The organism is Brevundimonas sp. TWP2-3-4b1, from assembly GCF_049897665.1.
Taxonomy (GTDB): Bacteria; Pseudomonadota; Alphaproteobacteria; order Caulobacterales; family Caulobacteraceae; genus Brevundimonas; species Brevundimonas subvibrioides_B.
Genome location: NZ_JAFCWQ010000003.1, coordinates 1 through 23,252 on the forward strand (window position 1 = coordinate 1; position 23,252 = coordinate 23,252).

Sequence of the window (23,252 nt, forward strand, 5' to 3'; positions counted from 1 at the left end):
TAGTCGTGGGTCATGGTCCCGGCGCGGCCCTTCTTCATCGGCAGACCCGGCTGGGTGCGATCCAACGCCTGGATCTGCGACTTCTCATCGACGCTGAGCACCACGGCGTGGGCCGGTGGATCGACATAGAGGCCGACGATGTCGCGGACCTTGGCGGCGAACTTCGGATCCTTGGACAGCTTGAAGGTGCGGATGCGGTGCGGGGCCAGGCCGTGGGCCTTCCAGATGCGCTGGACCGACGTCAGCCCCACGCCGGCCACCTTGGCCATCAGCCGGCCGGTCCAGTGTGTCGTCTCGCCGGGCGGCTCGCCCAGCGTCAGGGCCACGACCCAGTCGGCCACATCCTCGGGCAGTCGAGGCGTGCCGGGCGGCCGGGTTTTGTCGCGCAGCAGGCCTTCGACACCTTCGTCCATAAAGCGGGCCTGCCAGCGCCAGACCGCCGTCTTGCTGACGCCGGCAATGCGCATGATCGCCGCCGTGCCCAGCCCGTCGGCCGTCCCCAGCACAATCCGGGCGCGCCACACATGCTTTTGCAGACTGTTGCGGTCATCGACGGTCGCCTGCAGGCGCTTACGATCGGTCGGGCTCAGATGCACGGTGACGCCTGTACGCATCCCGCAGACTCGCACGACGCCACGCCCCGGGGAATCCCACCTCAGACTCTTATGTCCCGATCATTCCACTAGGCCTGGAAGGCGGGGTACAACAAGAACAATCCCAATCCGGATTCCCGCGTCTGGTATCCAGGCGAGACCCTGTCAGTCGCGATCGGCCAGGGCGACGTGAACGTCACCGCCCTGCAGCTTGCCGTGATGACCTCGCGCATCGCGAACGGGGTGAAGGCGCTTCAACCACGGTTGATCAAATCGGTCGGCGGCGTGGACCGGCCGTCGGGGGCGGAAGTGCCTGATCTGGCCTTTGCGCGTGAGCATCTGGAAGTCGTGCGCCAAGGCATGGTGGCGGTGGCTAACGATCGCTCCGGCGGGGCTTATCGCCAGAGTCAGCTGGGCCTCGGCGACATCCAGATGGCGGGCAAGACGGGCACGGCCCAGGTGCGCAGCTATGACAATGTCGGCTCGCGATCCAGCAGCAGCGTTGGCTGGGCTCTGAAGGACCACAACCTCTTCGTCGCCTTCGCGCCGGTCGATCAGCCTCGGTACGCCATCGCGGTGATCGTCGAACACGGCGGTATGGCCGGATCGACGGCGGCCGCGCCGCGAGCCCGCGAGATCATGCGCACCGTGCTGCTGAAGGACCCGGAGATGCGCGAGCGGATCACCCGCCCGCCGCCGCCTGAGGCCACTGGCCCGCAACTGGACGAAGGCGCCATCGGCGCCGCGCCCGAGCCGGTCGGCGTGCCTGTGTCGCCTGGCCCGACTGCGGGTCCGCGCCCCTATCTGTCGGAGCCTCGCTGACGCGTACTTCAACGGCGGGGTGAACGGTCTGGCGTGCGACCTGCTGCCACAATTTGTCAGCAGCGCCCGGCCTATTGTCGCGCCGCCCCCTTGAAGGCAACGAAACCGGAACAGATGTGTTAGGCCGACGCGGGCGACCAAGAGGGCCGGTCTCGCAATGCTGGAGCACGTCCGATGAAAGCATCTGTGAGAGTCGTCCCCCCCGGGGCGGATGATCTGCGTCGCTACGGCACCATCCGCGCCGCTATGCCCGCACTGGCCGCAGATCTGTCGGCCGAGGATCTCGCCGCGCAGTCCATGCCCGACGCCAGTCCGGGCAAATGGCATCTGGCGCACACCAGCTGGTTCTTCGAGGCGATGATTCTGGCGGCCGAGCCGGGGTACGAACCCGTCGATCCGCGTCTGCAGCAACTGTTCAACTCCTACTACGAGAGCCTCGGACGGCGGGTCGAACGCCACGAGCGCGGCTTGATGACCCGGCCGTCGCGGGACGAGGTCCTGGCCTATCGCGCCGAGATCGACCGGCGCATGGCCGACCGGATCGGGCGGGGCTTTGGCGACCCGCTGGAAGCGTATCTGTTCGTTCTGGGCCTGCATCACGATCAGCAGCATCAGGAGCTGTTCTTGATGGACCTGCTGAACCTGATGTCGCGTTCGCCGCTCGATCCGGCAGCCTACGACGTCGAACCACGGCCAGGCGGGCCGCTGCAGCCGGGGCGGGGCGGTCAGACCCGGTTCGAGGGCGGGCTCGTCGACGTCGGCCACGACGGCCCGGGCTTCGCCTTCGACAACGAAGGACCGCGTCATCGCGTCTGGCTGGAGCCCTTCCTGCTGGATCATGACCTGGTCAACAACGGCCAGTGGCTGGCCTTCATGGCCGATGGCGGCTACCGGCGGCCCGAACTGTGGCTGGCCGACGGCTGGGCGGTGGTGAAGACCGAGGGCTGGGACGCGCCGCTCTACTGGCGTCAGGACGACGGCGAATGGACCGTCCTGGGTCTCGCCGGGCGCGCGCCGGTCGATCCCGAGGTTCCGGTGCGGCACATCAGCGCCTATGAGGCCGACGCCTTCGCCCACTGGACGGGCAAACGTCTGCCGACCGAGGCGGAGTGGGAAAGCGCGGTGGCGACCGCGCCGGACGTCTTCTCCAACCTCTTCGGCGAGGTGTGGCAGCACACCTCCAGCGCCTATTCACCCTATCCCGGCTTCAGGCCCACCGAGGGGACGGCGTCGGAGTACAACGGCAAATTCATGGCCAACCAGCGGGTTCTGCGCGGCGGCGCGTTCGCCACGCCGCCGGGGCACACGCGGGCCACATACCGCAACTTTTTCTATCCGCATCAAAGGTGGGCCTTCATGGGTTTGAGACTGGCGTTCGACGCCCCGGCGGGCGAACGCGCGCGCATCGAGGACCTGGAGACCGCACGGTTCCGGGCCGAACTGGTCGCCGGCCTCTCGCGCCCGGAAAAGTCGGTGTCGCCCAAGTGGTTCTACGATGCCGCCGGGTCGGAGCTGTTCGAGGACATCACCCGGCTGCCGGAATACTATCCGACGCGTCAGGAGGCGGCCCTGCTGCGCGAGATGGCGCCCGGTCTGACGGGGCATTTCGGCGACAACGCCGTCCTCGTCGAGTTCGGCTCCGGGGCCAGCGAGAAGACCCGCATCCTGCTCGATTCCGCGCCGACGCTGCAGGCCTATGTCCCTATCGACATCAGCCCTGACGCCCTGACCGCCGCCGCCGCCAGTATCGCCGAGGCCTATCCGCACATGGAGGTGGCGCCGATGGTCGGCGATTTCCTCAACCTCGCGCCCCTGCCGGAACTGGGGCGCGGCCGTCGGGTCGGCTTCTTCCCCGGCTCGACGATCGGCAATCTGGAGGAGGACCAGGCTGTGGCCTTCCTGGCCAACGCGCGCGATCGCCTCGGCCCGTCATCGCTGTTTATCCTCGGCGTCGATCTGGTCAAGGATCCGGCTGTTCTGGTCGCTGCCTATGACGACGCCCAGGGCGTGACGGCGGCCTTCAACAGGAACCTGCTGGTCCGCGCCAACCGCGAATTGGGCGCCGACTTCGATCTGGAAGGGTTCGAGCACGTCGCGGTCTGGAACCTCGAACGGTCCCGGATGGAGATGCATCTGCGCGCTGCACGGGACATGGAGGTCCGTATCGGCGGGGCGATGATCCAGTTCGTCGCTGGCGAGACCATCCATACCGAGAGCTCGCGCAAGTTCACCGAGGCCTCCGTGACGGCGATGGCCAAGGCTGCGGGCTGGCGGGTGGTGTCCTTCCAGAAGAGCCCTGATCCGTCCGTGGCCCTTGTTCTGCTCGCGGCCTGATACGCCGCCAGGGGGCGGTGCGCTGACGATACCCCGGACGACGTCGAACAGATTTTTCTGTTCGACGTCGAAATTCCGATCTGGCCAGTCGTGGCGGGCCTGCACCAGCTGCGAGCGCGCCCTGGTCCGGCGCGGGTGTAATGTTGGGGATCGCGGTTCGCGGACCGGGTGAGCGCGGATTTCGTCCGGTTCGTCCGTTTGGTCAGGTGGTTTCTCGTCCGGACGGACGGACAAAACCCGGAAGCGCATCGGCCGTGATCGCCGCATGGGCCCGGCAAACAAAAAGGGCGGCCGGTTTGCACCGGCCGCCCTGTTTGTTTCACCTTCGGCCCGACCTACTCGGCCTGGCCTTGAGTCTCGTCGAGATCGCCGGGACGACGCGAGCCGTGGGAGGCCTCGCCCCCCTTGCGGCCGGCCTGTGCGGCCAGGCTGCGGTCCTGTGAGAAGCTGCGCTTCTCGCTGGGGACGCTGGCTCCGCCCTTGCGGGCGATCTCGCGCTGCCGCTCGGGGTCCATCGAGGCGAAGCCTCGTTTGGAGACACCGGAGGGACGGGTGGGCTGTCCTTGGGCCATGTGAGGCTCCCTTTCGACTGTCATGCTTGCGCTCGCAGATGACAACCCCGAAGCCCGGCGCGGGTTCCGAAGGCTCGATATTTCAACAGTCTGCGAATCAGTCTGCGCCTGGTCTTTCGACCTCCCCGTCGTTGTCGCCGGGCTGTGGCGGCACCTCGTAGGGCGTGCCCGCCGGATCGATTTCCGGTTGCGGCGACGGCGTCATCGGCGGGGTGATCTCGGGCTGGGGGGTGGGGTCGGTCATGGTGTGATCTCGCGGCCCGGATTGGGCTTCACAGCAAGGAACCGCCGACCGTCGCCCGGGTTCAATCGACCTGATCACAAACCCGGCAGGAGTTCGCCATGACCGACATCAATCCGACCAACCTCAACGCCGAAGACATCCTCGACGACGCCGATGATCAACGCGTCCGCCTGGATCGCGCAGGCGATCGCTGGATGGCCGATGCCGAGGCGCGCACCTTTGCCCGTGAGCAGGGCCTGCGCCAGGCAGTTCGCTCGGATATCGAGACCGGCCGCAACTGGGCCCGCGAACGGACCGTCGTCGCCCGCACGAAGATCGAGCAAAAGCCGTTGAAGGCGACGGTCTACGCGCTCGGCGTCGGCGTGCTGATCGGCCTGTTGCTGCGCCGCTGAGGCGTCAGGCCGGACCGGTCGCCGGGCGGACCAGCGGCTTCCGGGCGACCGCCGCATCGGACACGAACGGATTGGTCCGACGCTCTTCGCCGAAGGTCGAGATCTCGCCGTGCCCAGGCACAAAGGTGACGTCGTCGCCGAGCGGCCACAGCTTCGTCACCACCGACCGGATCATGGCGTCCGGGTCGCTGCGCGGGAAGTCGGTGCGGCCGACCGAGCCCTTGAACAGGACGTCGCCGACCTGAGCGAATCGGGCCGCCCGATTGAAGAAGATCACATGCCCCGGCGTGTGGCCCGGGCAGTGGGCGACCTCCCAGGTCGTCGCGCCCAGCGTCACAGTGTCGCCGTCGCCTAGCCAGCGGGTCGGGGTGAAGGTCCGCGCATCAGGAATGCCCCAGCGCCGGCCGTGCTCGGGCAGGTCGGCGATCCAGAACTGATCCTCGGGATGCGGCCCGATAATCGGGGCCCCGGACTTCTCGGCCATCTCCGCCGCCCCCGCCGCGTGGTCGAGGTGGCCGTGGGTGATCCAGATCTGCTCCAGCGCCAGGCCGCGTCGGGCCACCTCGGCCATCACCGTATCGACCGAGCCGCCTGGATCGATCACTGCGGCCTTCATGGTCGCCGTGCACCAGACGGTGGTGCAGTTCTGCTGCAGCGGCGTTACCGGGGTCACGAACACGCCGACGGGGGAGGGAGGTGGGGTCATTCCACCGACATAGCGAGCCTGGGTGTCTGGTGAAACCGCCTCCGCGTTGACCTTTTGGGTCCATCTCGACATAAGGGCGGGCTTCGAGGCGCCGCTCCGGATGGGGCGGCCCTTTCTGCTTTTCCCCATCTTTGCGCGCGCCGATGCCCGGCGCCGCTCCAGAGCGTCAGATTCGTCCCATGCAAGTCGTCCAGAACACCACCGAAGGCCTAAGCCGCATCATCACCGTTACGGTGCCGGTCGCCGAACTGAACGCCAAGCTGGACGCCAAACTGGCCGAGATGGCCCCGAAGATGAAGCTGAAGGGCTTCCGTCCCGGCAAGGTGCCTGCGTCACACGTCAAGAAGACCTTCGGTCGCGACATGATGGGCGAGATCGTCAATGACGCCATCAACGAGTCGAGCCAGGCCGCCCTTGAAGAGATCAAGGTGCGCCCGGCCGCTCCCGCCGACATGAAACTGACCTCGGACATGGACAAGGTCCTGGCCGGTTCCGACGACCTGGCCTTCGAAATGGCCCTGGAAGTCATGCCCGACTTCACTCCGATCGATCCCAAGACCCTGAAGCTGGACCGTCCCGTCTACGAGGCCTCCGACGAGGATCTGGACGAGGCGCTGAAGGAACTGGCCGGCCAGGCCAAGTCCTACGAGGACAAGAAGGGCAAGACCGTGAAGGCCGCCGACGGCGACCAGGTCACCATAGACTACCTCGGCAAGCTTGACGGCGTGGCTTTCGACGGCGGGACCGCCGAAGACGCCGACCTGGTGATCGGTTCGAACCGCTTCATCCCCGGCTTCGAAGAGCAACTGAAGGGCGCCAAGGTCGGCGACGAGAAAACGATCGAAGTCACCTTCCCGGCCGACTATCAGGCGGCCAATCTGGCCGGCAAACTCGCCACCTTCGACATCAAGGTGAAAGCCATCAAGGCTGAGGTCGAAGCCACGGTCGATGAAGAGTTCGCCAAGCGCATTGGGCTGGAGTCGCTGGACAAGCTGAAGGATCTGCTGCGCCAGAACCTGAACCAGCAATACGCCGGGGCCGCCCGCTACAAGCTCAAGCGCGCCCTGCTGGACCAGCTGGACACTGCCCACTCCTTCGAGCTGCCGCCCAAGATGGTCGAGGCCGAGTTTGACGGCATCTGGCAGCAGGTCGAGGCCGATAAGGCCGCCGGCAACCTGCCGGAAGAGGACGCCAAGAAGTCCGACAAGAAGCTCAGGGAAGAGTACCACAAGATCGCCGAACGCCGCGTGCGTCTGGGTCTGGTGCTCGCCGAGATCGGCCGGGCCAACAATGTCGGCGTCACCGATCAGGAACTGAACAACGCCATCATGGCCGAGGCCCGCAACTACCGTGGCCAAGAGCGCCAGGTCCTGGACTTCTATCGCCAGAACCCGAACGCTGCCGCCCAGATGCGCGCCCCGATCTATGAGGAAAAGGTCGTCGACCTGATCTTCGACCAGGCCAAGGTGACAGACACCCCGATCACCAAGGAAGAGCTGCTCAAAGACGAAGACGAAGGCTAACGCTTGCCACTCGCCTGACGGGCGGTTAGCCTTGGCGTTTCGCGTTGGGGTAGTGGGTCGCCATGCTGGTTTCGGTTCTTTCGATCGCGCTTATGCTCGCCGGGGCGCAGGCTGCTTCCCCGGCCGCAGGCGTCCAGGCCGCCCCTCAGGACGAATCGACCACTCTGTCGACCATTGAGGTCGAGGGCCAACGCCGTACCGCCTACGATGCGGCCCGCGCCTTCACCAACGTGATTCTGGTCACGCCGCCCCGGCGCGGCATCGCCCGCTGGCGCACGACGGACCCGATCTGCCCCGGCGTCGTGAACATGCAGCGGGATGTGGCGCAGGCCTTGGTCGACCGGATCGCCGACCGGGTGATCGAATTGGGGCTTCAAGCGGGGGAGCCGGGCTGCAAGGCCAATATGATCATCGTCGGGGCCGACGACGGCGCCGCGATGGCCAGCAGCCTCATCGAGGCCCGCCCGAGGGCCTACATTACCGGCATCGCCGGAACCTCGCTGACCTATCGCGCTCTGAACATCTTCCGCACCTCCGACGCCCCTGTTCGCTGGTGGATGCTGACCGTGCCGCTCGACGCGCGGACCGGAGAAGTCACCGTTCGAACGCCAGATTCGGAAGACGCGCCGATCCGCCGCATCGACGGCGCGGGTCGCCTGCGCAGTCAGGACATCAACGCCATCTTCCAGGTCATGGTCGTCGTCGATGTGAACCGCATCGGCACGGTCAATGTCGGACAGCTCGGCGACTACATCGCCATGGTCGCCCTGGCCCAGGTCGACGCCCAGGCCGATGTGGCCGGGTTCGAGACCGTGCTGAACCTGTTCCAGGACCCGGCCGGCGTCTCCGGTCTGACGGACTGGGACCTGACCTATCTGCGCCAGCTCTACGCCGCCGATCTCAGTGTCCTGAGCGCCTCCGCACAGGTCGGCAGGATCGCGGGCGCCATGGCGCGGGCCGAGGAAGCGGACGATGCGACCGGCGACTGACGGGGCGACGATGACCCGACCAGCCTGATCGTCGCATCCGGGTGACCGTTTCGGTTCCCCCCGGCTTGTATCGCTTGCACCGGACCGCAATATGAGGACGGAACCGCGACCGACGTGAGTCGCGGGCCCCAGCATTCAGCGAGACCTCATGCGCGACCCGATCGACTACATCTCCTCGAACCTCGTCCCCATGGTGGTGGAGCAGTCCAGTAGAGGAGAGCGCGCTTTCGACATCTTCTCCCGCCTGCTGCGCGAACGGATCATCTTCCTGACCGGCCCGTTCGAGGACAGCATGGCCAGCCTGATCTGCGCCCAGCTGCTGTTCCTGGAATCGGAGAACCCGAAGAAGGAAATCAGCATGTACATCAACAGCCCCGGTGGTCAGGTGACCTCGGCGCTCGCGATCTATGACACCATGCAATACATCAAGTCGCCGGTCTCGACGGTGGTCATGGGGATGGCGGCCTCGGCCGGCTCCCTGATCCTGACGGCCGGCGAGGCGGGCCAGCGTATCGCCCTGCCGAACGCCCGCGTCATGGTCCACCAGCCGTCGGGCGGCTTCCGCGGCACGGCCTCGGACATCGAGCGCCACGCCGAGGACATCATCGCCACCAAGCGTCGCCTGAACGAAATCTACGTCCACCACACCGGCCGGACCTACGAGGAAGTCGAGCGCACCCTGGACCGCGACCACTTCATGACCGCCGAGGAGTCGAAGGCCTGGGGCATCGTCGACCACGTCTACGACAAGCGCAGCGAGGCCGAGGCGGACGGCATCAAGACCGTCTGACCCATTCGGACGAATGAGCGGGGAAGGGCGCGCCGGGATCGGCGCGCCCTTTTCGTTTGTGCTATCAGCGCCCGATGCAGCACACGCGCGATCTCAAAGGCGTCGTCCAGGTCGACGGCGAAGACTACGAATGGGAGGTCCGGCGCCAGCCGCAGCGGACCACCGGCAACAACTGGGACGGCATCGGTATCGCCCTGAAGCTCGTTGACGCCCAGCGCGAGGCCATCGTCATGTTTCCGATGGTGATGCGCGCCAACGGGACCCCGAACTTTGAGCGCCAGCGCATCAATCTGGAGAGCGTCAAGAACGCCATCGCCTCGGCGATCGCCGCCGGCTGGGACCCCACCTCGCGCGGCAAGGTCGTCGTCTTCGACGTCGACGCAGACGGCAACTAACGCCGGGCCGGTCGTCCCGTAAACACGCGGAAGCCCGGCTGTTCTGCGATCGCCAGCATCTCGGTGTCGCCCGAGGTATCGCCATAGGCGGCCGTCAGCTTCAGATTCGGCCCGAACGCCTCCTGCAGACGACGCACCTTTTCCTCGCCGCGGCAGTTGGGGCTCGAGAAGGCGCCGGTGATCCGGTCCTGGTCGTCGAAGGTCAGGTGAGTGCCCAGCAGGCCCTCTGCCCCCAGTCGCCGGGCGAACGGAGCCACGGTGATCTCCGGCGAGGCGGTCACGATCACGCGATGGGCGCCCTGCCGACCCCAGTCTTCCCAGACCCTCAGCGCGTCCGGTCGCATGAATTGGTCCCAGGCGTGATCGGCGAAGCGGGCGGCATCTGCTTCCAGCTCGGCGCGGGTGACCCCCTTGAGAAAGATCTTCACGGAGGCGGCCTTGATGGCACCCCGGTCGCGATCCCGTGCATAGGCCGCCGTGGCCCGGGCCATCTTGACCAGTCCCAGGGCCCAGCCGCCCGACCCGGCCCGCCAGCGCAGGAACTGGGTGAAGCTGTCGCGAACCGTCAGCGTGCCGTCGAAATCGAACGCGACGATGGGTCGCGAGCGATCCTCGGACTGGCGAAAGCCGCCCGTGGCGCCCATGTCACCCATTCGCCGTGATCTCCATCCAGCCCGAACAGTCCACGTCAGTCGCGCTTCGCCGGTCTTCGGCGGGGTTGTGGCGAGCGTGCGGATGGTTGATTGTCATTTTTTGAATATCTTCGCGTCCATAGTGGTGGAATCAACGCGAGGAAAGCGCGTCCGTCTCCCAGAGCGGCGCGAGAGTGAGAAGGGTCTATGACCAAAGCAGCCGGCACCGACGCCAAAAGTACGCTCTACTGCTCGTTCTGCGGCAAGAGCCAGCACGAGGTGCGCAAGCTCATCGCCGGACCCACCGTGTTCATCTGCGATGAATGCGTCGAGCTGTGCATGGATATCATCCGTGAAGAGCACAAAATTGGTTTCGTCAAATCCAAGGATGGCGTGCCCACGCCCAAGGAAATCCGCGAAGTCCTTGACGACTATGTGATCGGCCAGAGCCACGCCAAGAAGGTCCTCTCTGTCGCTGTCCACAACCACTACAAGCGCCTGAACCACGCGACGAAGAACAACGACGTCGAGCTGGCCAAGTCGAACATCATGCTGATCGGGCCGACCGGCTCAGGCAAGACGCTGCTGGCCCAGACCCTGGCCCGCATCATCGACGTGCCCTTCACCATGGCCGACGCCACGACCCTGACCGAGGCCGGTTATGTGGGTGAGGACGTCGAAAACATCATCCTGAAGCTGCTGCAGGCGTCGGACTACAACGTCGAGCGGGCTCAGCGCGGCATCGTCTACATCGACGAAATCGACAAGATTTCGCGCAAGTCCGACAACCCCTCGATCACCCGCGACGTCTCGGGCGAGGGCGTGCAGCAGGCCCTGCTGAAGATCATGGAAGGCACCGTCGCCTCCGTGCCTCCGCAAGGCGGCCGGAAACATCCGCAGCAGGAGTTCCTGCAGGTCGACACCGCCAACATCCTGTTCATAGTCGGCGGCGCCTTCGCCGGCCTGGAAAAGGTGATCTCTGCCCGCGGGGCAGGGGCCTCGATCGGCTTCGGTGCCAAGGTGTCGAACGTCGATGAACGCCGCACGGGCGACATCCTCAAGGGTGTCGAGCCGGACGATCTGATGCGTTTCGGCCTGATCCCGGAGTTCATTGGCCGTCTGCCCGTTCTGGCGACGCTGGAGGACCTCGACGAGGAAGCCCTCGTCACCATCCTGACCGAGCCGAAGAACGCCCTGGTCAAACAGTACAAGCGCCTGTTCGAGATGGAAAACGTGTCCCTGACCTTCACCGACGACGCGCTGAATGCGATCGCCAAGAAGGCCATCACCCGCAAGACCGGCGCCCGTGGCCTGCGTTCCATCCTGGAAGGCATCCTGCTGGAGACGATGTTCGAACTTCCGACCTTCGAAGGCGTCGAGGAAGTCGTCGTCAATGCCGAGGTCATCGAGGGCAAGGCCCAGCCTCTGCTCATCTACGCCGAGAAGAAAAAGGCCGCCGACGGCGCCGCATAAGGCGGGTTGCAGGCAAGAGAACAGGGGCGGGGCCTTCGCGGCTCCGCCCCTTTTTCATGTCCGGTCGGTCAGTTCGTCCGCGGCTTGGGATGGAGATTCGTCTCTTCCGCCGCCGTCTGGGCCCTGGCGCGGGTCTCATCGGTGACCGGACCGACATCGGCTCCGGTCGGGCTGGCCATGCTGGAATCTGCGGGCGCCATTGTTTCCGATGCGGCGCTGATGCTGGTCGCCGTGCTGGATGAGCGGGCTGGCGCGCCTGTCGATGCGTCCGACCCCGCGCTGTCGGCGGACATCGCGTCGGCGCTCGCGGCCGCGTCATCGGCGGCCGGCACGGTCTCGGTGTCGCGGTTGCAAGCGGCCAGCGCCAGCAGGGATGCGGCCGCAGCCAGAGTGATGATCCTGTGCAAGAAGGTCTCCCAATCTCGGTTAATGTTGCGTCCGCAACAGCTCCGGTTGGGTTCGGTTGCTGATCGTGAATGAGGCTGCGGCGCACAGGCCACAGGGGTCTGTGTGGTCTCAATGCCGCCGAACGCGCCTGCGGAGGTGGTCCGACCCCGGACGGCTCCGTGTGCGCAAGGTTCGTGCAGCTTGACTGGAGTTGCACGCGACTGTGCATCGTCCCGTGGCGACGCTTGAACCCCGGGGCCAAGGGGCCACATACTCACATGAACGCCGTCGGAATCGACGGGCCTCTCCAGGGTGTCGCTGCATATCGCGGGGCGTCAGGGGCGGGCGGACCGGAGATGATCGAAGGTCCTGGAGCGCATTATGTCCGAGAGTAAAATTCTGCCCGTCCTGCCTCTGCGGGACATCGTCGTCTTCCCCCATATGGTCGTGCCGCTCTTCGTAGGGCGCGAGAAATCCGTGCGGGCGCTCGACGAGATCATGAAGGGTGAAAAGCAGATCCTGCTGGCCACTCAGAAGAACAGCATCGATGACGATCCGTCGCCGGACGCCATCTATCCGGTTGGCGTGCTCGCCACCGTGCTGCAACTGCTGAAGCTGCCGGACGGCACCGTGAAGGTCCTCGTCGAGGGCAAGGGCCGCGCCCGCCTGACCCGTTTCACCGACCGCGAGGAGTATTTCGAGGCCGAGGCCGTCGAGATCGAGGACGACCTGGGTGAACCCGCTCAGGCCGAGGCCCTGTTGCGCGCCGTGGTCGAACAGTTCGAATCCTATGTGAAGCTGAACAAGAAGGTGCCGCCTGAGGCCCTCAGCTCCATCCCCCAGATCACCGATGCGTCCAAGCTGGCCGACAGCGTCGCCGCGCACCTGTCGGTCAAGATCGCCGACAAGCAGAGCCTGCTGGAAACCATCGCCGTGCCCGCCCGTCTGGAGAAGGTCTATGGCCTGATGGAGGGCGAGATTTCCGTCCTCCAGGTCGAGAAGAAGATCCGCTCGCGCGTGAAGCGCCAGATGGAGAAGACCCAGCGCGAATATTATCTGAACGAGCAGATGAAGGCGATCCAGCGCGAGCTGGGTGAGACCGACGATGCGCGCGACGAGATCATCGAACTGGAGAAGCGCATCCGTAAGACGCGCCTGTCCAAGGAAGCCCGCACCAAGGCCGAGGCCGAGGTCAAGAAGCTGCGCAACATGAGCCCGATGTCGGCCGAGTCGACCGTGGTCCGGAACTACCTCGACTGGCTGCTCGCGATTCCGTGGGGCAAGACCAAGCAGAAGGCCATCGACCTGAACAAGGCCGAGGCCATCCTCGAGGAGGACCACTACGGCCTCGAGAAGGTCAAGGAACGGATCATCGAGTATCTGGCGGTGCAGGCGCGCACCAACAGCCTCAAGGGCCCGATCCTGTGTCTTGTCGGCCCTCCGGGCGTCGGCAAGACCTCGCTGGCCAAGTCGATCGCCAAGGCGACGGGTCGTGAATACGTCCGCATGTCCCTGGGCGGGATGCGTGACGAGGCCGAGATCCGTGGTCACCGCCGGACCTATATCGGTTCGATGCCGGGCAAGATCATCCAGTCGATGAAGAAGGTGAAGACGACCAACGCCTTCATCCTGCTGGACGAGATCGACAAGCTGGGCGCCGACTGGCGGGGGGATCCGTCCTCGGCCCTGCTGGAGGTGCTGGATCCGGCGCAGAACAATGCGTTCGGCGACCACTATCTGGAGGTCGACTACGACCTGTCGAACATCATGTTCGTGACCACGGCCAACAGCCTGAACATGCCCCAGCCCCTGATCGACCGGATGGAGATCATCCGTGTCAGCGGCTACACCGAGGATGAGAAGGTCGAGATCGCCAAGCGTCACGTCCTGCCCAAGGTCACGTCCGACAACGGCCTGACGCCGGCGGAGTTTGTGGTGCCCGACGAACAGATCCGCGACCTGATCCGCTACTACACCCGGGAAGCCGGCGTGCGGTCGCTGGAGCGGGCTCTGGGCGGGCTGGCCCGCAAGGCCGTGCGCGAGATGTCCAAGGAAGGCACGACCACGATCACGGTCGATGCCGAGAAGCTGGCCAAATACGCGGGTGTTCAGAAGTTCCGCTATGGCGAGACGGACGAGGAGGATCAGGTCGGCATCGTCACGGGCCTGGCCTGGACCGAGTTCGGCGGCGAAATCCTGACCATCGAGGCGATCAAGATGCCGGGCCGCGGTCGCATGACCGTCACCGGCAACCTGAAGGAGGTGATGAAGGAATCGATCTCCGCCGCCGCCTCCTACGTCCGGGCGCGCTCGCTCAGCTTCGGCGTCAAGCCGCCGGTGTTCGAGAAGACCGACATCCACGTCCACGTGCCGGACGGCGCCACGCCCAAGGACGGCCCGTCCGCCGGTGTCGCCATGACCGTGGCCATGGTCTCGGTCCTGACCGGCGTGCCGATCCGCAAGGATATCGCCATGACGGGCGAGATTACCCTGCGTGGTCGCGTCACTGCCATCGGAGGCCTGAAGGAGAAGCTGCTCGCGGCCCTGCGCTCCGGCGTCAAGACCGTGCTGATCCCGCAGGAGAATGAGAAGGACCTCGCCGACGTGCCCGACAACGTGAAGGGCGCACTGGAGATCATCCCGATCTCGACGGCCGACGAGGCGCTGAAATGGGCCCTGACCGGCTCCCTGACCGCCGTCGAGTGGGACGAGGTGGCCGAGCCGCTGAACCCCGGTCCGACCCCGCCCCCGGCGGTCGATGGATCGACCGTCGTCAGCCATTGACCTGAACAGCCTCCCCGCCAACCGGCGGGGAGGTTTTTTCTTTGCCTGAAGCGGGTTGAACCCGAAGCGTTCGCCGGGCACTTAGACGTCGTGGAGGGCGGCTAGCTCAGCTGGTCAGAGCATCTCGTTTACACCGAGAGGGTCGGCGGTTCGAACCCGTCGCCGCCTACCAATTCCTTCGTCAGTTGACCGATCGTCGTTTTCGCCCTCTTCTCGCCGCGCGCTGTCAGGCGCGAGAGGGAAGGGGACTGACATGATCCATCTGATTGCAGCCTTGGCGCTGGTCGGCGCCGACGAACCGGCCACGCCGCTGCTCGATCCGTCATGCATGGCTGCCGTGGCCTGGGTCGTCGACCCCGAGGCCAAACCGATCCAGATCTTCGGTTGTCGAGAGTCTTCAGAGATTCCGGCGCCCGACGCCAATGATTGGGTCCACCATAACATCGCGGGCGGCGGCTACGTCTGGGCGAAGATGGGATCCGTCAATGCGGACTCCGTCTGGACTTTCCACGTTCAGTACAACGGAGGCGGCTCGGGTACGTTCGAGTACGTCGTCCACGGCGAGCCCGACATGAAAGGCATCATCCAGTCGCCCAAGGTCGAGGCCCTGCCGGGCGACTGAGCCCGATCAGAACCGGAAGCTGGCCCGCAGCAGCAGGGTGTAGCGGACGTAGTCCTCGATCATTTCGGCATCGGCGCTGATGGAAATCTTGCCCAGGTCGTTGCCGACGCTGAGGTGGAAGCCGGCGATCGGGCCGCCGCCTTCGATCGAGTCGGGCGTCAGGGTGAAGGCCGAGCCGCCCGAAGCGAAGCGGGCGATGGTCTCGCCCGGATCGACCGAGAAGTTCTGGCGCCAGCCGAGGCGGACCTCGGGGCGGATCCAGCCGTCCTCGCCGAAGCCGTAGCCGATGTTCACGGCAGCGACACCGGTGAACATGTGGCCGTTGCGGTCTTCGATATTCAGGTTGAAGCCGGGTTCGGCGCCCGCTTCTGTATGGGCGTCTTCGTTGAGCGAGAAATACTCGGCATAGGCTTCAGGCCGGATGCTGAGACGGCCGAAATTCTTCTCGTAGGAAGCGCCGCCGCCCAGCGACAGCGTGAAGCCGTTCCAGCTGGAGGTGTTGATGAGGTTGATGTTCTCGGTGACCAGCTGGCGCGTGGAATCGAAGGTGGCGTAGCCGCCCGCCGCCCGCGCCCAGGTGCTCCAGGCCTGGCCCTGGGCACGCCAGTAGAGACCGAGCTCGACCAGGTTGGCGGACAGGATTTCCTCGGCCTCGGCCTCGGGATCCTCGATGTCCGACGAGGTGAAGGCCAACGACACGCCGATGGCGCCCAGGCCCGTACCGCGCTCGATACCGCCCGCGACGCCGAAGCCCTCGGAGCGGAAGCCGTAGGTGTCGGTCTTGTCCTTGTCGGCGTAGAAATTGATTTCCTGCAGCCAGGCGCTGGTGTCGCCAGGCTCGACCGTGGCATTGCGGCCGCTCAGGGCGCGGGTGACGGCGTCCACGCCGGATGCCAGCGAAAGCAGCGGGCCGCCAGAATGGTCAGGCAGCAGCTGCTCGTACAGGTTGATGAAGCCTTCGCGGCCGGTCTGGGAGATGAAGGCGTCGCGCAGCGCGGTGCTGGAGCTCAACGCCCCGTAGAAGGAGTCGAAGATCTGGGCCTCGACCGGGATCAGATTCGCTTCGGCGGCCGTGCGGCGACGGGCATCGATGTAGACGTCGCCCGCGGCCACATCGGCGCCCGCGCTGACCACGTAAAGATAAGGCGAGTTCGCTTGCACGGCCGTCTGGTCGATCGTGCCGAGGATCAGGGTGTTGGCGTCGATGACGGTGAACCGCTGGGGCCCTGTGAGCAGCGAGTTGAACCGCACGCCCAGGCCGGCGCCGGTCGCCAGATTGGCCGTGCCGTTGACGCGGAAGCCGGCGTTGGTTGAGGTCGCGGGATCGACCGTGACGATCAGATCGCCCGCCGCGCCGACGTTCAGGCTGGTGACACTGGTGCGGGTCAACTGGCGCGCATCCAGCGTGCCGTTGGTCACATTAATGTCCAGACGGCCGTCGGTGTCGGTGATCGCGCCGGTCAGGATGCCGCCGCCCGTGATGTTCAGCCGGTCCGCGCCGGCGCCGAACGAGACGTCGCCGGTCATGAAGCCGTTTTCGAGGTTCAGGGTGTCGGCGCCCGAGCCGAAGCGAACGGCGCCGATCAACACGGGCTCGTTCGAATCCGTCACTCCGTCGCCGTCAGTGTCGGGATCGGTTGTCGAGGGCGTACTGGTCTCGCCGTACTGGCGATAGGTGACGCCCGTGGTGTTGGCGGAGACGTCGATCGCCGTCACCGTGCCGGTGAGCGCGGCGCCGGCCGTATTGGGAGCCAGCGCCGCCGTGATGGAGCCGGCGTTCTGAATCGAGGTCAGGGTGCCCGACTGGTCGCGGATCGCGTTGACGTTGGAAATGCCGCCGCCCGCCGTGGCCAGGATCGCGCCATTGTTGAACAGGACGGGCAGGTTGGCGCCGGCCGCGATGTTGACGCCCGTCGTCGGTGAGTTGGCCAGTTCGCTGGACACGCCCGCCGTGATCGTTCCGATATTGTCGAAGCGCGGGGTGGTGACGCCGGCGCCGATCGACACCGCAGTCGCGCCGCCGCCGCGGCCCAGGGCTGTGATGGAGCCTTCGTTGCGAACACCGCCGGCGATGGCGACGGTTTGCCCGCCCGCGGCGCCCAGCTGCATGGCCAGGCCGGTGATGTTGTTATAGACGCCGTCGCCGGTGATCACGCCTCGATTGATCAGGCCGTAGTTGGTGGTCGCGGTCGTTCCGGCGGCGCCCAGGGTAATGCCCCGCGTGGCGGATCCGACCGTCAGGGCCGCGGCGCCGCCGTAGCTGCTGATGACCGAGCTGTTCTCCGACAGGTCGGCGACGCCGTCGCCGTCCTCGTCGGTCGTAGTCGTGGTGCCCGCCACGTCCGGGATGAGGTCGGCGGGGCGCACATCCAACACGACGCCGCGGGCGACGTTGCCGCCGATGACGACGGCCGAACCGCCCTGAAGCAGGTCGTCGGCGTCGAGCAGGGCCAGGGCCGTGTCGCCGGGGCGGGTGGTGTAGCGATAGCCGGTCGCGGCCATGTCGCCCTGGAGTGTCAGGCGCCCGCCGATGTCGCCCTGGATGTTGACCGCGTTGACGCCCAGGCCCTGAGCCGTGACAGGACCGCCAAGATTGACCGCCCCGGAGACGTTGCCCGTCTGGGAATAGGCGATGGCGTTATCGCCCACGGCGCGCAGCGAGCCATAGGTGGTGACCGTGCCGGTCAGGGCACGTTCGATCGAGATAGCGCGCGAAATGGCGCCTTCGGCCAGAATCGCGCCGCTGCTCTCGACCAGGATGTTGCCGGTCAGGGCCGTGGCGCCGACCAGACGCAAACCGTAGCGGTTGGAACCGGCCGCGATCGGGCCGTCCAGATCGCCGTCGCTGTCCGTGTCGGTATAGGTGTCGATGTTGTCGGTAACCGTGATGGTCCCGCCGATGGTGATGTTCGCTGCGGTCGCGCCGGGCCCGACCAGGATCGCGGTCGATCCGTCGGCCGAGTTGGCCATCGTGATATTGGTGCCGCTGTCCAGATCGATGTTGTTGTTCGAATCGACCGTGATCGCCGCCCCGGTGTTCACGGCGATGGAGCCGCCGGTGGCGAGGCGGATGTCGTCGCGCGCCGTACCGGTGGCCAGCGAGGTGACGATGGGCGTCGTGCGGGCGGTCGAAATCACGACCTCGGCATGCGCTCCTGCGGCCGTCACAAGAGGGGCAAGCGCCACCGCGGTCGCAAGCAGTCTACGCATTCGAGAAATCACCCCAAGTGGACACGCGCACGGGCGTCGGGCGCCTTCTAACAGGGGCGTCGCGACCTGTCTCAAGTTTCGCGAATTTGAGGCGAATGCAAGGCCGAAAGCGATGTGTCGGGTGACCGGAGGTCACTGAAAGCGTTGCGTTGCGGCCTGAAAAGTGATATCATTTCTATATCAAACGGAGGGCGCAATGACCGATCAACGTACAATCTCGCTGGAGCGGCCCGCACAGACCGCCAACGGCATACTGATGCTGCTGGTCGGGCTGGGCCTGATCATTCTCGGGCCGGTCGCCGTGGCGCAAGGGCCTGAGACCCCCGTCTACGTCGTCGGCGGCATCGTGCTGGCGGTCATCGGACTGTTCCTGCTGTGCGGCCTTTATGCGCTGCAGCCGAACGAGGGCGCTGCCATCATGCTGTTCGGATCCTATCGCGGCACGGATCGGACCACCGGTCTGCGGTGGATTCTACCCTGGTACACACGCAAGAAGATTTCGCTCCGCGCCCGGAACGTCACCTCGGACAAGCTGAAGGTGAACGACAAGCGCGGCAGCCCGGTCGAAATCGCGGCCAATGTCGTGTGGCGCGTCGAGGATTCGGCCCAGGCTCTGTTCGACGTCGACGACTATCAGGCGTTCGTGAACATCCAGATCGACACCGGCCTTCGCGATATCGCGTCCCACTACGCCTATGACCACGGCGAGGAGCAGGACGGCGTCGAACAGGAGATGACCCTGCGCGCCGATGCCGAGGATGTCGCCGGACGGCTGCGCGACGAACTGGCAAATCGGGTCAAGGTGGCCGGCGTCGCCATCGACGAAGCTCGCCTGGCCCACCTGGCCTATGCGCCGGAGATCGCCGGAGCCATGCTGCGTCGCCAGCAGGCCGAGGCCATCCTGTCGGCGCGTCGCCTGATCGTCCGCGGCGCCGTCGGCATGGTCGAAAGCGCGCTCAAGGACCTGGGCGAGCGCGAGGTCGCGCATCTGGACGAGGACCGCAAGGCCGCCATGGTCTCCAACCTGCTGGTCGTGCTGTGCGCCGACCGCGAGGCCCAGCCCGTGGTCAACACCGGCACCCTCTACGGCTAGGGCGTGGCGAGGGTCCGCAAACCCTTCCTGATGCGCGCCTCCGCGGGCGTGATGACGGCGGTCGAACGGCTGGCGGCGGCGGAGCTGCGCTCCGTCAACGCCCAGCTGGAGATTCTCCTGCGCGAGGCCCTGGCCCGCAGGGGGATCTCCACCCCGCCGCCGGGCGAACCCGACGATCAGGCTTGAGCTTGACCGTCGGCGGGTCTACGGCCGCTTCATGGCCCGGCCCAAATCGTCCGCTCGCATCCCAAAGTCCCGGACGCGCGTTCAGCGCCAGCAGTCCCTGGAGCAAGACCCCATGAGCCTTACGGATCTCGACGTTCACGAAGGTGAGCTGCGGCTCATTCCCGGCTGGGATGAAGAGGTCGCCGAAACGCTCAGGGTGCTGAAGGCTTCCACCCAGGATCCGCGACCGCGCATGGTCGACACGACCATGCTCTATGCGCCGCGCTCCGGCGGGGTGAAACGCTACCTGCTGTCCAAGAAGGCCTGGCTGGAGGCGAACCGTCCGGGCGTGGCCCACTCGCTGGTCGTGCCGGGCGCCCAGCATAAGGCCGGCCGCGACGGCATCATCCAGCTGCACGCGACCAAGCTGCCGTTCGGCGACGGCTATCGCTGGCCCAGCTCGGTCAAGCGCTGGGGCGCCTGGGTCGCCTCGATGAAACCGTCGCTGATCGAGGCCGGCGATCCCTACACTCCGGGGCAGGGCGCCCTGGAGGCCGGTCAGCGCGCCGGCTGTCCGGTCGTCGGCTTCTGCCACTCCGATCCCGCGGGCCTCGCCGCCCTCCACTTCGGCGAATGGGCCAAGAAGCCGGTCGAGAAACGCTGGGCCCGCCTGTTCGGCCAGTTCGACCGCGTCATCTCGCCCAGCCGCTTCATCGCCCGCCGCCTGGAAGAAGCCGGCATCCGGGACATCGTCATCCGCCCCTTGGGGGTGGAGATCGACACCTTCCGTCCCGACCGTCGCGACCGCGACTGGCTGCTGAAGCGGCTGGGCCTGCCCGCCAGCGCCCGCCTGCTGTGCTTCGCCGGCCGCCCGGCGCGCGAGAAGAACATCGATGTCCTGATCGAGGCGGTGCAGAAGCTGGGCGACCCCTATCGCCTCGTCCTGGTCGGGGCGGGGCAGGGGATGCCCGCCGAAGACCGCGTCATCGCCCTGCCTTACGAGCGCGACCCGAAGGCCGTGGCCCGGATCATCGCCAGCTGCGACGCCTTCGTCCACGCCAACGACAAGGAGCCGTTCGGCCTGATCGTGCTGGAGGCCATGGCCTGCGGCCGCCCGGTCGTCGGCGTCAACGCCGGCGGCGTGGCCGAGACGGTCACCAATGACGTGGGCCAGCTGGCCCGCAGCGCCGATCCCGACGACTACGCCCAGGCCATCGAGGCCCTGTTCGCCCGCGACGTCGAGGCCATCGGCGCGGCGGCGCGGGTGCACACGGTCGAGACCTTCGCCTGGAACCGCGTCTTCGAAGGTCTGTGCATGACCTACGCCGAGGTCAGCGGACGGCCGGAGTTCGTGCAGCCGGGCGAGGAACTAGCGGTTCACTAGACGTCTCGCCGCACAACCGGGGCTTGACTTGGTCTCCAACTGCCCGCGTCGTGTGGGCTGAACAGTTGGGGGCTTTCATGGGTTTCGGAATCGCGGCGCTCGTCGTCGCCGCTGCATTGAGCGGCTCGACCGTCACTGATCAGGCCAGCGAGCCGCTCGCCGGCAGCCAGGACGGGTCCCGGCTCGACGACATCGTCGTCCTGGGCCGCCCGCTGCCGGAGGCGACGGTGGCCTTCATCGATGAGGTGGCACCGCCCGTCGAGGGCAGCGGCGCCGCAGCCTGGCGGCAGACCCTCTGTATCGGCGTCGGCAATTTTCAGCGCGACGCCGCCGAGCATGTCATTGAGCGCATTTCGGCGACCGCCGAAGGTCTCGGCGTTCGTCTTGGGCGACCCGGTTGCGAACCGCGTGTCTTCATCACCTTCACGGTCGACGCCAACGAAACGACCAGGGCGATGGTCGCCTCGCGGCGTCGCGAGTTCAGGTTGAACATGTCTGGCGCCAACCGGGGCTCGCGCGCTTTGGCGCGGTTCCAGAACACGGACGCGGCGGTGCGCTGGTGGCATGTCAGCATTCCGGTGGATATCGACACCGGCATAGCCGCCAACCGGGGGCCCGGAGACGCGCCGTTTGAGGCGTCGGGGGACCTCACGAGCCCAAACGACTTCGGCGACAACCGGCGCATCGTGACGGGCTCGCTTCTACGTAACGATCTCCGGGACGACCTCGCCCAGGTGATCATCGTCGTCGACGTGGACAAGATCGGGGCGGTCACGACCGACCAACTGGCCGCCTATCTGACGATGATCGCCGTGGTTCGGATCGACCCCGAAGCACAACCTCGCGGCTATGACACGATCCTCAACCTGTTCGATCAGCCGGAACGAGCGGCCGCCAGCCTCACTTCCTGGGATCTGGCCTTCCTGAGCGGCGTCTATGGTGCGGAACAGAGCCAGATCTCTGATGAGGGGAGGCTGGGCGCGGTCGCTGCCGCCATGGCCCACTCCGTGCGCGTCCAGCAGGCGACGCCCCGCGACTGATTGCGGTTTCGGCCGACCTGCCGGAGGGATTGGCGGTATCGGCGATGCGATCTGACCAAGGGCTAAAGCCGCATCGCCTAGTCGCCTGGAGAGCAGACTTCGGGAGCGGATGGAAACGATCTACTTGAGGGTGTGTTATGCTCGCATGTCTGGTAGACGGAGATAGTGCATGACCGATGTTCGGGACCTCAAATGATGGCCCAAACACGCCTGACCGTTACATGCTAACTGTGCATAATCGCACCAACATCGCTGCAGCCGCGAACGGTGCTGTCAGTCCAACGCTAAAACGTCTCCACTTATGACTGCCTAAACCGCTGTTGAAGATGATGTTTCGTGAAGCCGATTTCGTTCAAGCGCCACCGGTTTCCGGCAGATGTGATCCGCCATGCTGTCTGGCTGTACTTTCGTTTCAGCTTGAGTTTGCGGGACGTCGAGGAGCTCATGGCTCAGCGTGGGATCGACGTCAGCTACGAGACGATCCGCTGCTGGACGATCAAGTTCGGACCGTTGATCGCCCGACGTTTGAAAAAGCGGCGGTGGTCCCCGACGCTGCGCTGGCACCTGGACGAGATGGTCTGCCGGATCGGTGGAGAGCGGATGTATCTCTGGCGCGCGGTCGACGATGAAGGCGAGGTCCTCGACGTCCTGGTCCAGCGCAGGCGGGATAAAGACGCGGCGATGAAGCTGCTCAAGCGGCTATTGCACAATCAGCCGGTCGAACCCCAGACGATCACGACCGACGGCTTGGCCTCATACGGCGCAGCTCTGGATCAGCTGGACCTGAGGCATCTGCATCGACCGGGCCGGCTTCGGGAGAATAATCGGGCGGAGAATTCCCACCTCCCGATCCGACGACGGGAGCGGCAGCAGCAGCGGTTCAAATCCCAAGGCTCAGCCCAGAGATTCCTCACCACCCACGCGGCGATTTACAACACCTTCAACGTCCAACGCCATTTGATCAGCAGACCCACACTTCGCCGCTTCCGCGCCGACGCTGAATCAGGCAACGGCGGCCGCGGGCCACGGGGTAGGGGGCTTTCGACTTGGCAAAGTTAACCTGTCAACGCCCGCCAACGACCGCCTAGGGTCGGACCACGAC

Annotated in this window: 21 protein-coding genes, 1 tRNA gene and 1 pseudogene; 17 read left to right on the forward strand and 6 right to left on the reverse strand. The window is 66.0% G+C overall.

Going from position 1 to position 23,252, the window contains the following annotated elements; all coding sequences use genetic code 11:
- Window positions 1–614, reverse strand: a 614-nt coding sequence (locus ACP7A5_RS03470; protein ID WP_426040607.1) for an IS630 family transposase, incomplete at its 3' end; no start/stop codon positions are given.
- A 75-nt stretch (window positions 615–689) separates the two neighbouring features.
- On the opposite strand from ACP7A5_RS03470, the pseudogene ACP7A5_RS03475 reads away from it, so the two are divergent.
- Window positions 690–1,415: pseudogene (locus tag ACP7A5_RS03475) on the forward strand (penicillin-binding transpeptidase domain-containing protein); the annotation flags it as partial.
- Window positions 1,416–1,589: 174 nt separating this feature from the next.
- Window positions 1,590–3,749 carry an ergothioneine biosynthesis protein EgtB gene (egtB, locus tag ACP7A5_RS03480; protein ID WP_426040608.1) on the forward strand — a complete coding sequence of 720 codons (2,160 nt, stop codon included), beginning with the start codon at window positions 1,590–1,592 and terminating at the stop codon, window positions 3,747–3,749.
- Between the two features lie 335 nt (window positions 3,750–4,084).
- Here the strand turns inward: egtB and ACP7A5_RS03485 are convergent, their stop codons facing one another.
- Window positions 4,085–4,321 carry a general stress protein gene (locus ACP7A5_RS03485; RefSeq protein WP_426040609.1) on the reverse strand — a complete coding sequence of 79 codons (237 nt, stop codon included), beginning with the start codon at window positions 4,319–4,321 and terminating at the stop codon, window positions 4,085–4,087.
- A gap of 97 nt (window positions 4,322–4,418) precedes the next feature.
- Complete coding sequence (locus tag ACP7A5_RS03490) at window positions 4,419–4,565, reverse strand: hypothetical protein (protein ID WP_426040610.1); 147 nt, start codon at window positions 4,563–4,565, stop codon at window positions 4,419–4,421.
- 98 nt (window positions 4,566–4,663) lie between these two features.
- On the opposite strand from ACP7A5_RS03490, the gene ACP7A5_RS03495 reads away from it, so the two are divergent.
- Window positions 4,664–4,957, forward strand: coding sequence for a hypothetical protein (locus ACP7A5_RS03495; protein ID WP_426040611.1), 294 nt, complete (start codon window positions 4,664–4,666; stop codon window positions 4,955–4,957).
- Between the two features lie 4 nt (window positions 4,958–4,961).
- On the opposite strand, the gene ACP7A5_RS03500 is transcribed toward ACP7A5_RS03495, so the two are convergent.
- Window positions 4,962–5,663 carry an MBL fold metallo-hydrolase gene (locus ACP7A5_RS03500; RefSeq protein WP_426040612.1) on the reverse strand — a complete coding sequence of 234 codons (702 nt, stop codon included), beginning with the start codon at window positions 5,661–5,663 and terminating at the stop codon, window positions 4,962–4,964.
- A 179-nt stretch (window positions 5,664–5,842) separates the two neighbouring features.
- Between ACP7A5_RS03500 and tig the strand changes: the two genes are divergently transcribed.
- The 4 genes from tig to ACP7A5_RS03520 all read left to right on the forward strand — a co-directional run bounded on the left by tig (window position 5,843) and on the right by ACP7A5_RS03520 (window position 9,360).
- The gene (tig, locus tag ACP7A5_RS03505) at window positions 5,843–7,186 is read left to right on the forward strand and encodes a trigger factor (RefSeq protein WP_426040613.1); all 1,344 of its coding nucleotides are present in this window, start codon (window positions 5,843–5,845) and stop codon (window positions 7,184–7,186) included.
- 62 nt (window positions 7,187–7,248) lie between these two features.
- On the forward strand, window positions 7,249–8,175 hold the full coding sequence (locus ACP7A5_RS03510) for a hypothetical protein (protein WP_426040614.1): 927 nt from the start codon (window positions 7,249–7,251) through the stop codon (window positions 8,173–8,175).
- A 148-nt stretch (window positions 8,176–8,323) separates the two neighbouring features.
- Window positions 8,324–8,965, forward strand: a complete 642-nt coding sequence (locus tag ACP7A5_RS03515) for an ATP-dependent Clp protease proteolytic subunit (protein WP_303694957.1) — start codon at window positions 8,324–8,326, stop codon at window positions 8,963–8,965.
- Window positions 8,966–9,039: 74 nt separating this feature from the next.
- Window positions 9,040–9,360 carry a hypothetical protein gene (locus ACP7A5_RS03520; RefSeq protein ID WP_426040615.1) on the forward strand — a complete coding sequence of 107 codons (321 nt, stop codon included), beginning with the start codon at window positions 9,040–9,042 and terminating at the stop codon, window positions 9,358–9,360.
- Here the strand turns inward: ACP7A5_RS03520 and ACP7A5_RS03525 are convergent.
- A complete protein-coding gene (locus ACP7A5_RS03525; RefSeq protein ID WP_426040616.1) occupies window positions 9,357–10,013 on the reverse strand; it encodes an HAD-IB family hydrolase in 657 nt (218 codons plus the stop codon). The two genes, ACP7A5_RS03520 and ACP7A5_RS03525, sit on opposite strands and share 4 nt — an antisense overlap.
- A 186-nt stretch (window positions 10,014–10,199) precedes the next feature.
- Here ACP7A5_RS03525 and clpX point away from each other — a divergent pair, with 186 nt between their 5' ends.
- The 5 genes from clpX (at window position 10,200) to ACP7A5_RS03550 (ending at window position 15,258) form a co-directional block, all read left to right on the forward strand.
- Window positions 10,200–11,465 (forward strand): ATP-dependent Clp protease ATP-binding subunit ClpX, encoded by a 1,266-nt coding sequence (gene clpX / locus ACP7A5_RS03530; protein ID WP_426040617.1) that lies wholly within the window; start codon window positions 10,200–10,202, stop codon window positions 11,463–11,465.
- A 141-nt stretch (window positions 11,466–11,606) separates the two neighbouring features.
- Window positions 11,607–11,945 carry a hypothetical protein gene (locus ACP7A5_RS03535; RefSeq protein WP_426040618.1) on the forward strand — a complete coding sequence of 113 codons (339 nt, stop codon included), beginning with the start codon at window positions 11,607–11,609 and terminating at the stop codon, window positions 11,943–11,945.
- Between the two features lie 288 nt (window positions 11,946–12,233).
- Complete coding sequence (gene lon / locus ACP7A5_RS03540; RefSeq protein WP_426040619.1) at window positions 12,234–14,636, forward strand: endopeptidase La; 2,403 nt, start codon at window positions 12,234–12,236, stop codon at window positions 14,634–14,636.
- A 95-nt stretch (window positions 14,637–14,731) separates the two neighbouring features.
- Window positions 14,732–14,808, forward strand: a tRNA-Val gene (locus ACP7A5_RS03545).
- Between the two features lie 81 nt (window positions 14,809–14,889).
- Complete coding sequence (locus tag ACP7A5_RS03550; RefSeq protein WP_426040620.1) at window positions 14,890–15,258, forward strand: hypothetical protein; 369 nt, start codon at window positions 14,890–14,892, stop codon at window positions 15,256–15,258.
- 6 nt (window positions 15,259–15,264) lie between these two features.
- On the opposite strand, the gene ACP7A5_RS03555 is transcribed toward ACP7A5_RS03550, so the two are convergent.
- Window positions 15,265–18,468 carry an autotransporter outer membrane beta-barrel domain-containing protein gene (locus ACP7A5_RS03555; protein ID WP_426040621.1) on the reverse strand — a complete coding sequence of 1,068 codons (3,204 nt, stop codon included), beginning with the start codon at window positions 18,466–18,468 and terminating at the stop codon, window positions 15,265–15,267.
- Between the two features lie 196 nt (window positions 18,469–18,664).
- Between ACP7A5_RS03555 and ACP7A5_RS03560 the strand changes: the two genes are divergently transcribed.
- The 5 genes from ACP7A5_RS03560 to ACP7A5_RS03580 all read left to right on the forward strand — a co-directional run bounded on the left by ACP7A5_RS03560 (window position 18,665) and on the right by ACP7A5_RS03580 (window position 23,209).
- Window positions 18,665–19,561 carry an SPFH domain-containing protein gene (locus tag ACP7A5_RS03560; protein WP_426040622.1) on the forward strand — a complete coding sequence of 299 codons (897 nt, stop codon included), beginning with the start codon at window positions 18,665–18,667 and terminating at the stop codon, window positions 19,559–19,561.
- A 30-nt stretch (window positions 19,562–19,591) separates the two neighbouring features.
- On the forward strand, window positions 19,592–19,747 hold the full coding sequence (locus tag ACP7A5_RS03565) for a hypothetical protein (protein ID WP_426040623.1): 156 nt from the start codon (window positions 19,592–19,594) through the stop codon (window positions 19,745–19,747).
- A gap of 112 nt (window positions 19,748–19,859) precedes the next feature.
- A complete protein-coding gene (locus tag ACP7A5_RS03570) occupies window positions 19,860–21,110 on the forward strand; it encodes a glycosyltransferase (protein ID WP_426040624.1) in 1,251 nt (416 codons plus the stop codon).
- A 77-nt stretch (window positions 21,111–21,187) separates the two neighbouring features.
- Entirely contained in the window at window positions 21,188–22,150 is a 963-nt protein-coding gene (locus ACP7A5_RS03575) for a hypothetical protein (RefSeq protein ID WP_426040625.1), read from the forward strand.
- 336 nt (window positions 22,151–22,486) lie between these two features.
- Window positions 22,487–23,209, forward strand: a complete 723-nt coding sequence (locus tag ACP7A5_RS03580; RefSeq protein ID WP_426040626.1) for an IS6 family transposase — start codon at window positions 22,487–22,489, stop codon at window positions 23,207–23,209.
- The last annotated feature ends 43 nt before the right edge of the window (window positions 23,210–23,252 follow it).

Bases quoted from the DNA above. Each gene is read 5' to 3' on its own strand.
- ACP7A5_RS03575 (WP_426040625.1), top strand. From the start codon at position 21,188: ATGGGTTTCGGAATCGCGGCGCTCGTCGTCGCCGCTGCATTGAGCGGC.
- egtB (WP_426040608.1), top strand. From the start codon at position 1,590: ATGAAAGCATCTGTGAGAGTCGTCCCCCCCGGGGCGGATGATCTGCGT.
- ACP7A5_RS03485 (WP_426040609.1), bottom strand. From the start codon at position 4,321: ATGGCCCAAGGACAGCCCACCCGTCCCTCCGGTGTCTCCAAACGAGGC.
- ACP7A5_RS03500 (WP_426040612.1), bottom strand. From the start codon at position 5,663: ATGACCCCACCTCCCTCCCCCGTCGGCGTGTTCGTGACCCCGGTAACG.
- ACP7A5_RS03510 (WP_426040614.1), top strand. From the start codon at position 7,249: ATGCTGGTTTCGGTTCTTTCGATCGCGCTTATGCTCGCCGGGGCGCAG.
- lon (WP_426040619.1), top strand. From the start codon at position 12,234: ATGTCCGAGAGTAAAATTCTGCCCGTCCTGCCTCTGCGGGACATCGTC.
- ACP7A5_RS03570 (WP_426040624.1), top strand. From the start codon at position 19,860: ATGAGCCTTACGGATCTCGACGTTCACGAAGGTGAGCTGCGGCTCATT.
- ACP7A5_RS03565 (WP_426040623.1), top strand. From the start codon at position 19,592: ATGCGCGCCTCCGCGGGCGTGATGACGGCGGTCGAACGGCTGGCGGCG.
- ACP7A5_RS03550 (WP_426040620.1), top strand. From the start codon at position 14,890: ATGATCCATCTGATTGCAGCCTTGGCGCTGGTCGGCGCCGACGAACCG.
- ACP7A5_RS03490 (WP_426040610.1), bottom strand. From the start codon at position 4,565: ATGACCGACCCCACCCCCCAGCCCGAGATCACCCCGCCGATGACGCCG.
- ACP7A5_RS03555 (WP_426040621.1), bottom strand. From the start codon at position 18,468: ATGCGTAGACTGCTTGCGACCGCGGTGGCGCTTGCCCCTCTTGTGACG.
- ACP7A5_RS03520 (WP_426040615.1), top strand. From the start codon at position 9,040: ATGCAGCACACGCGCGATCTCAAAGGCGTCGTCCAGGTCGACGGCGAA.
- ACP7A5_RS03560 (WP_426040622.1), top strand. From the start codon at position 18,665: ATGACCGATCAACGTACAATCTCGCTGGAGCGGCCCGCACAGACCGCC.
- ACP7A5_RS03495 (WP_426040611.1), top strand. From the start codon at position 4,664: ATGACCGACATCAATCCGACCAACCTCAACGCCGAAGACATCCTCGAC.
- tig (WP_426040613.1), top strand. From the start codon at position 5,843: ATGCAAGTCGTCCAGAACACCACCGAAGGCCTAAGCCGCATCATCACC.
- ACP7A5_RS03515 (WP_303694957.1), top strand. From the start codon at position 8,324: ATGCGCGACCCGATCGACTACATCTCCTCGAACCTCGTCCCCATGGTG.
- clpX (WP_426040617.1), top strand. From the start codon at position 10,200: ATGACCAAAGCAGCCGGCACCGACGCCAAAAGTACGCTCTACTGCTCG.
- ACP7A5_RS03525 (WP_426040616.1), bottom strand. From the start codon at position 10,013: ATGGGTGACATGGGCGCCACGGGCGGCTTTCGCCAGTCCGAGGATCGC.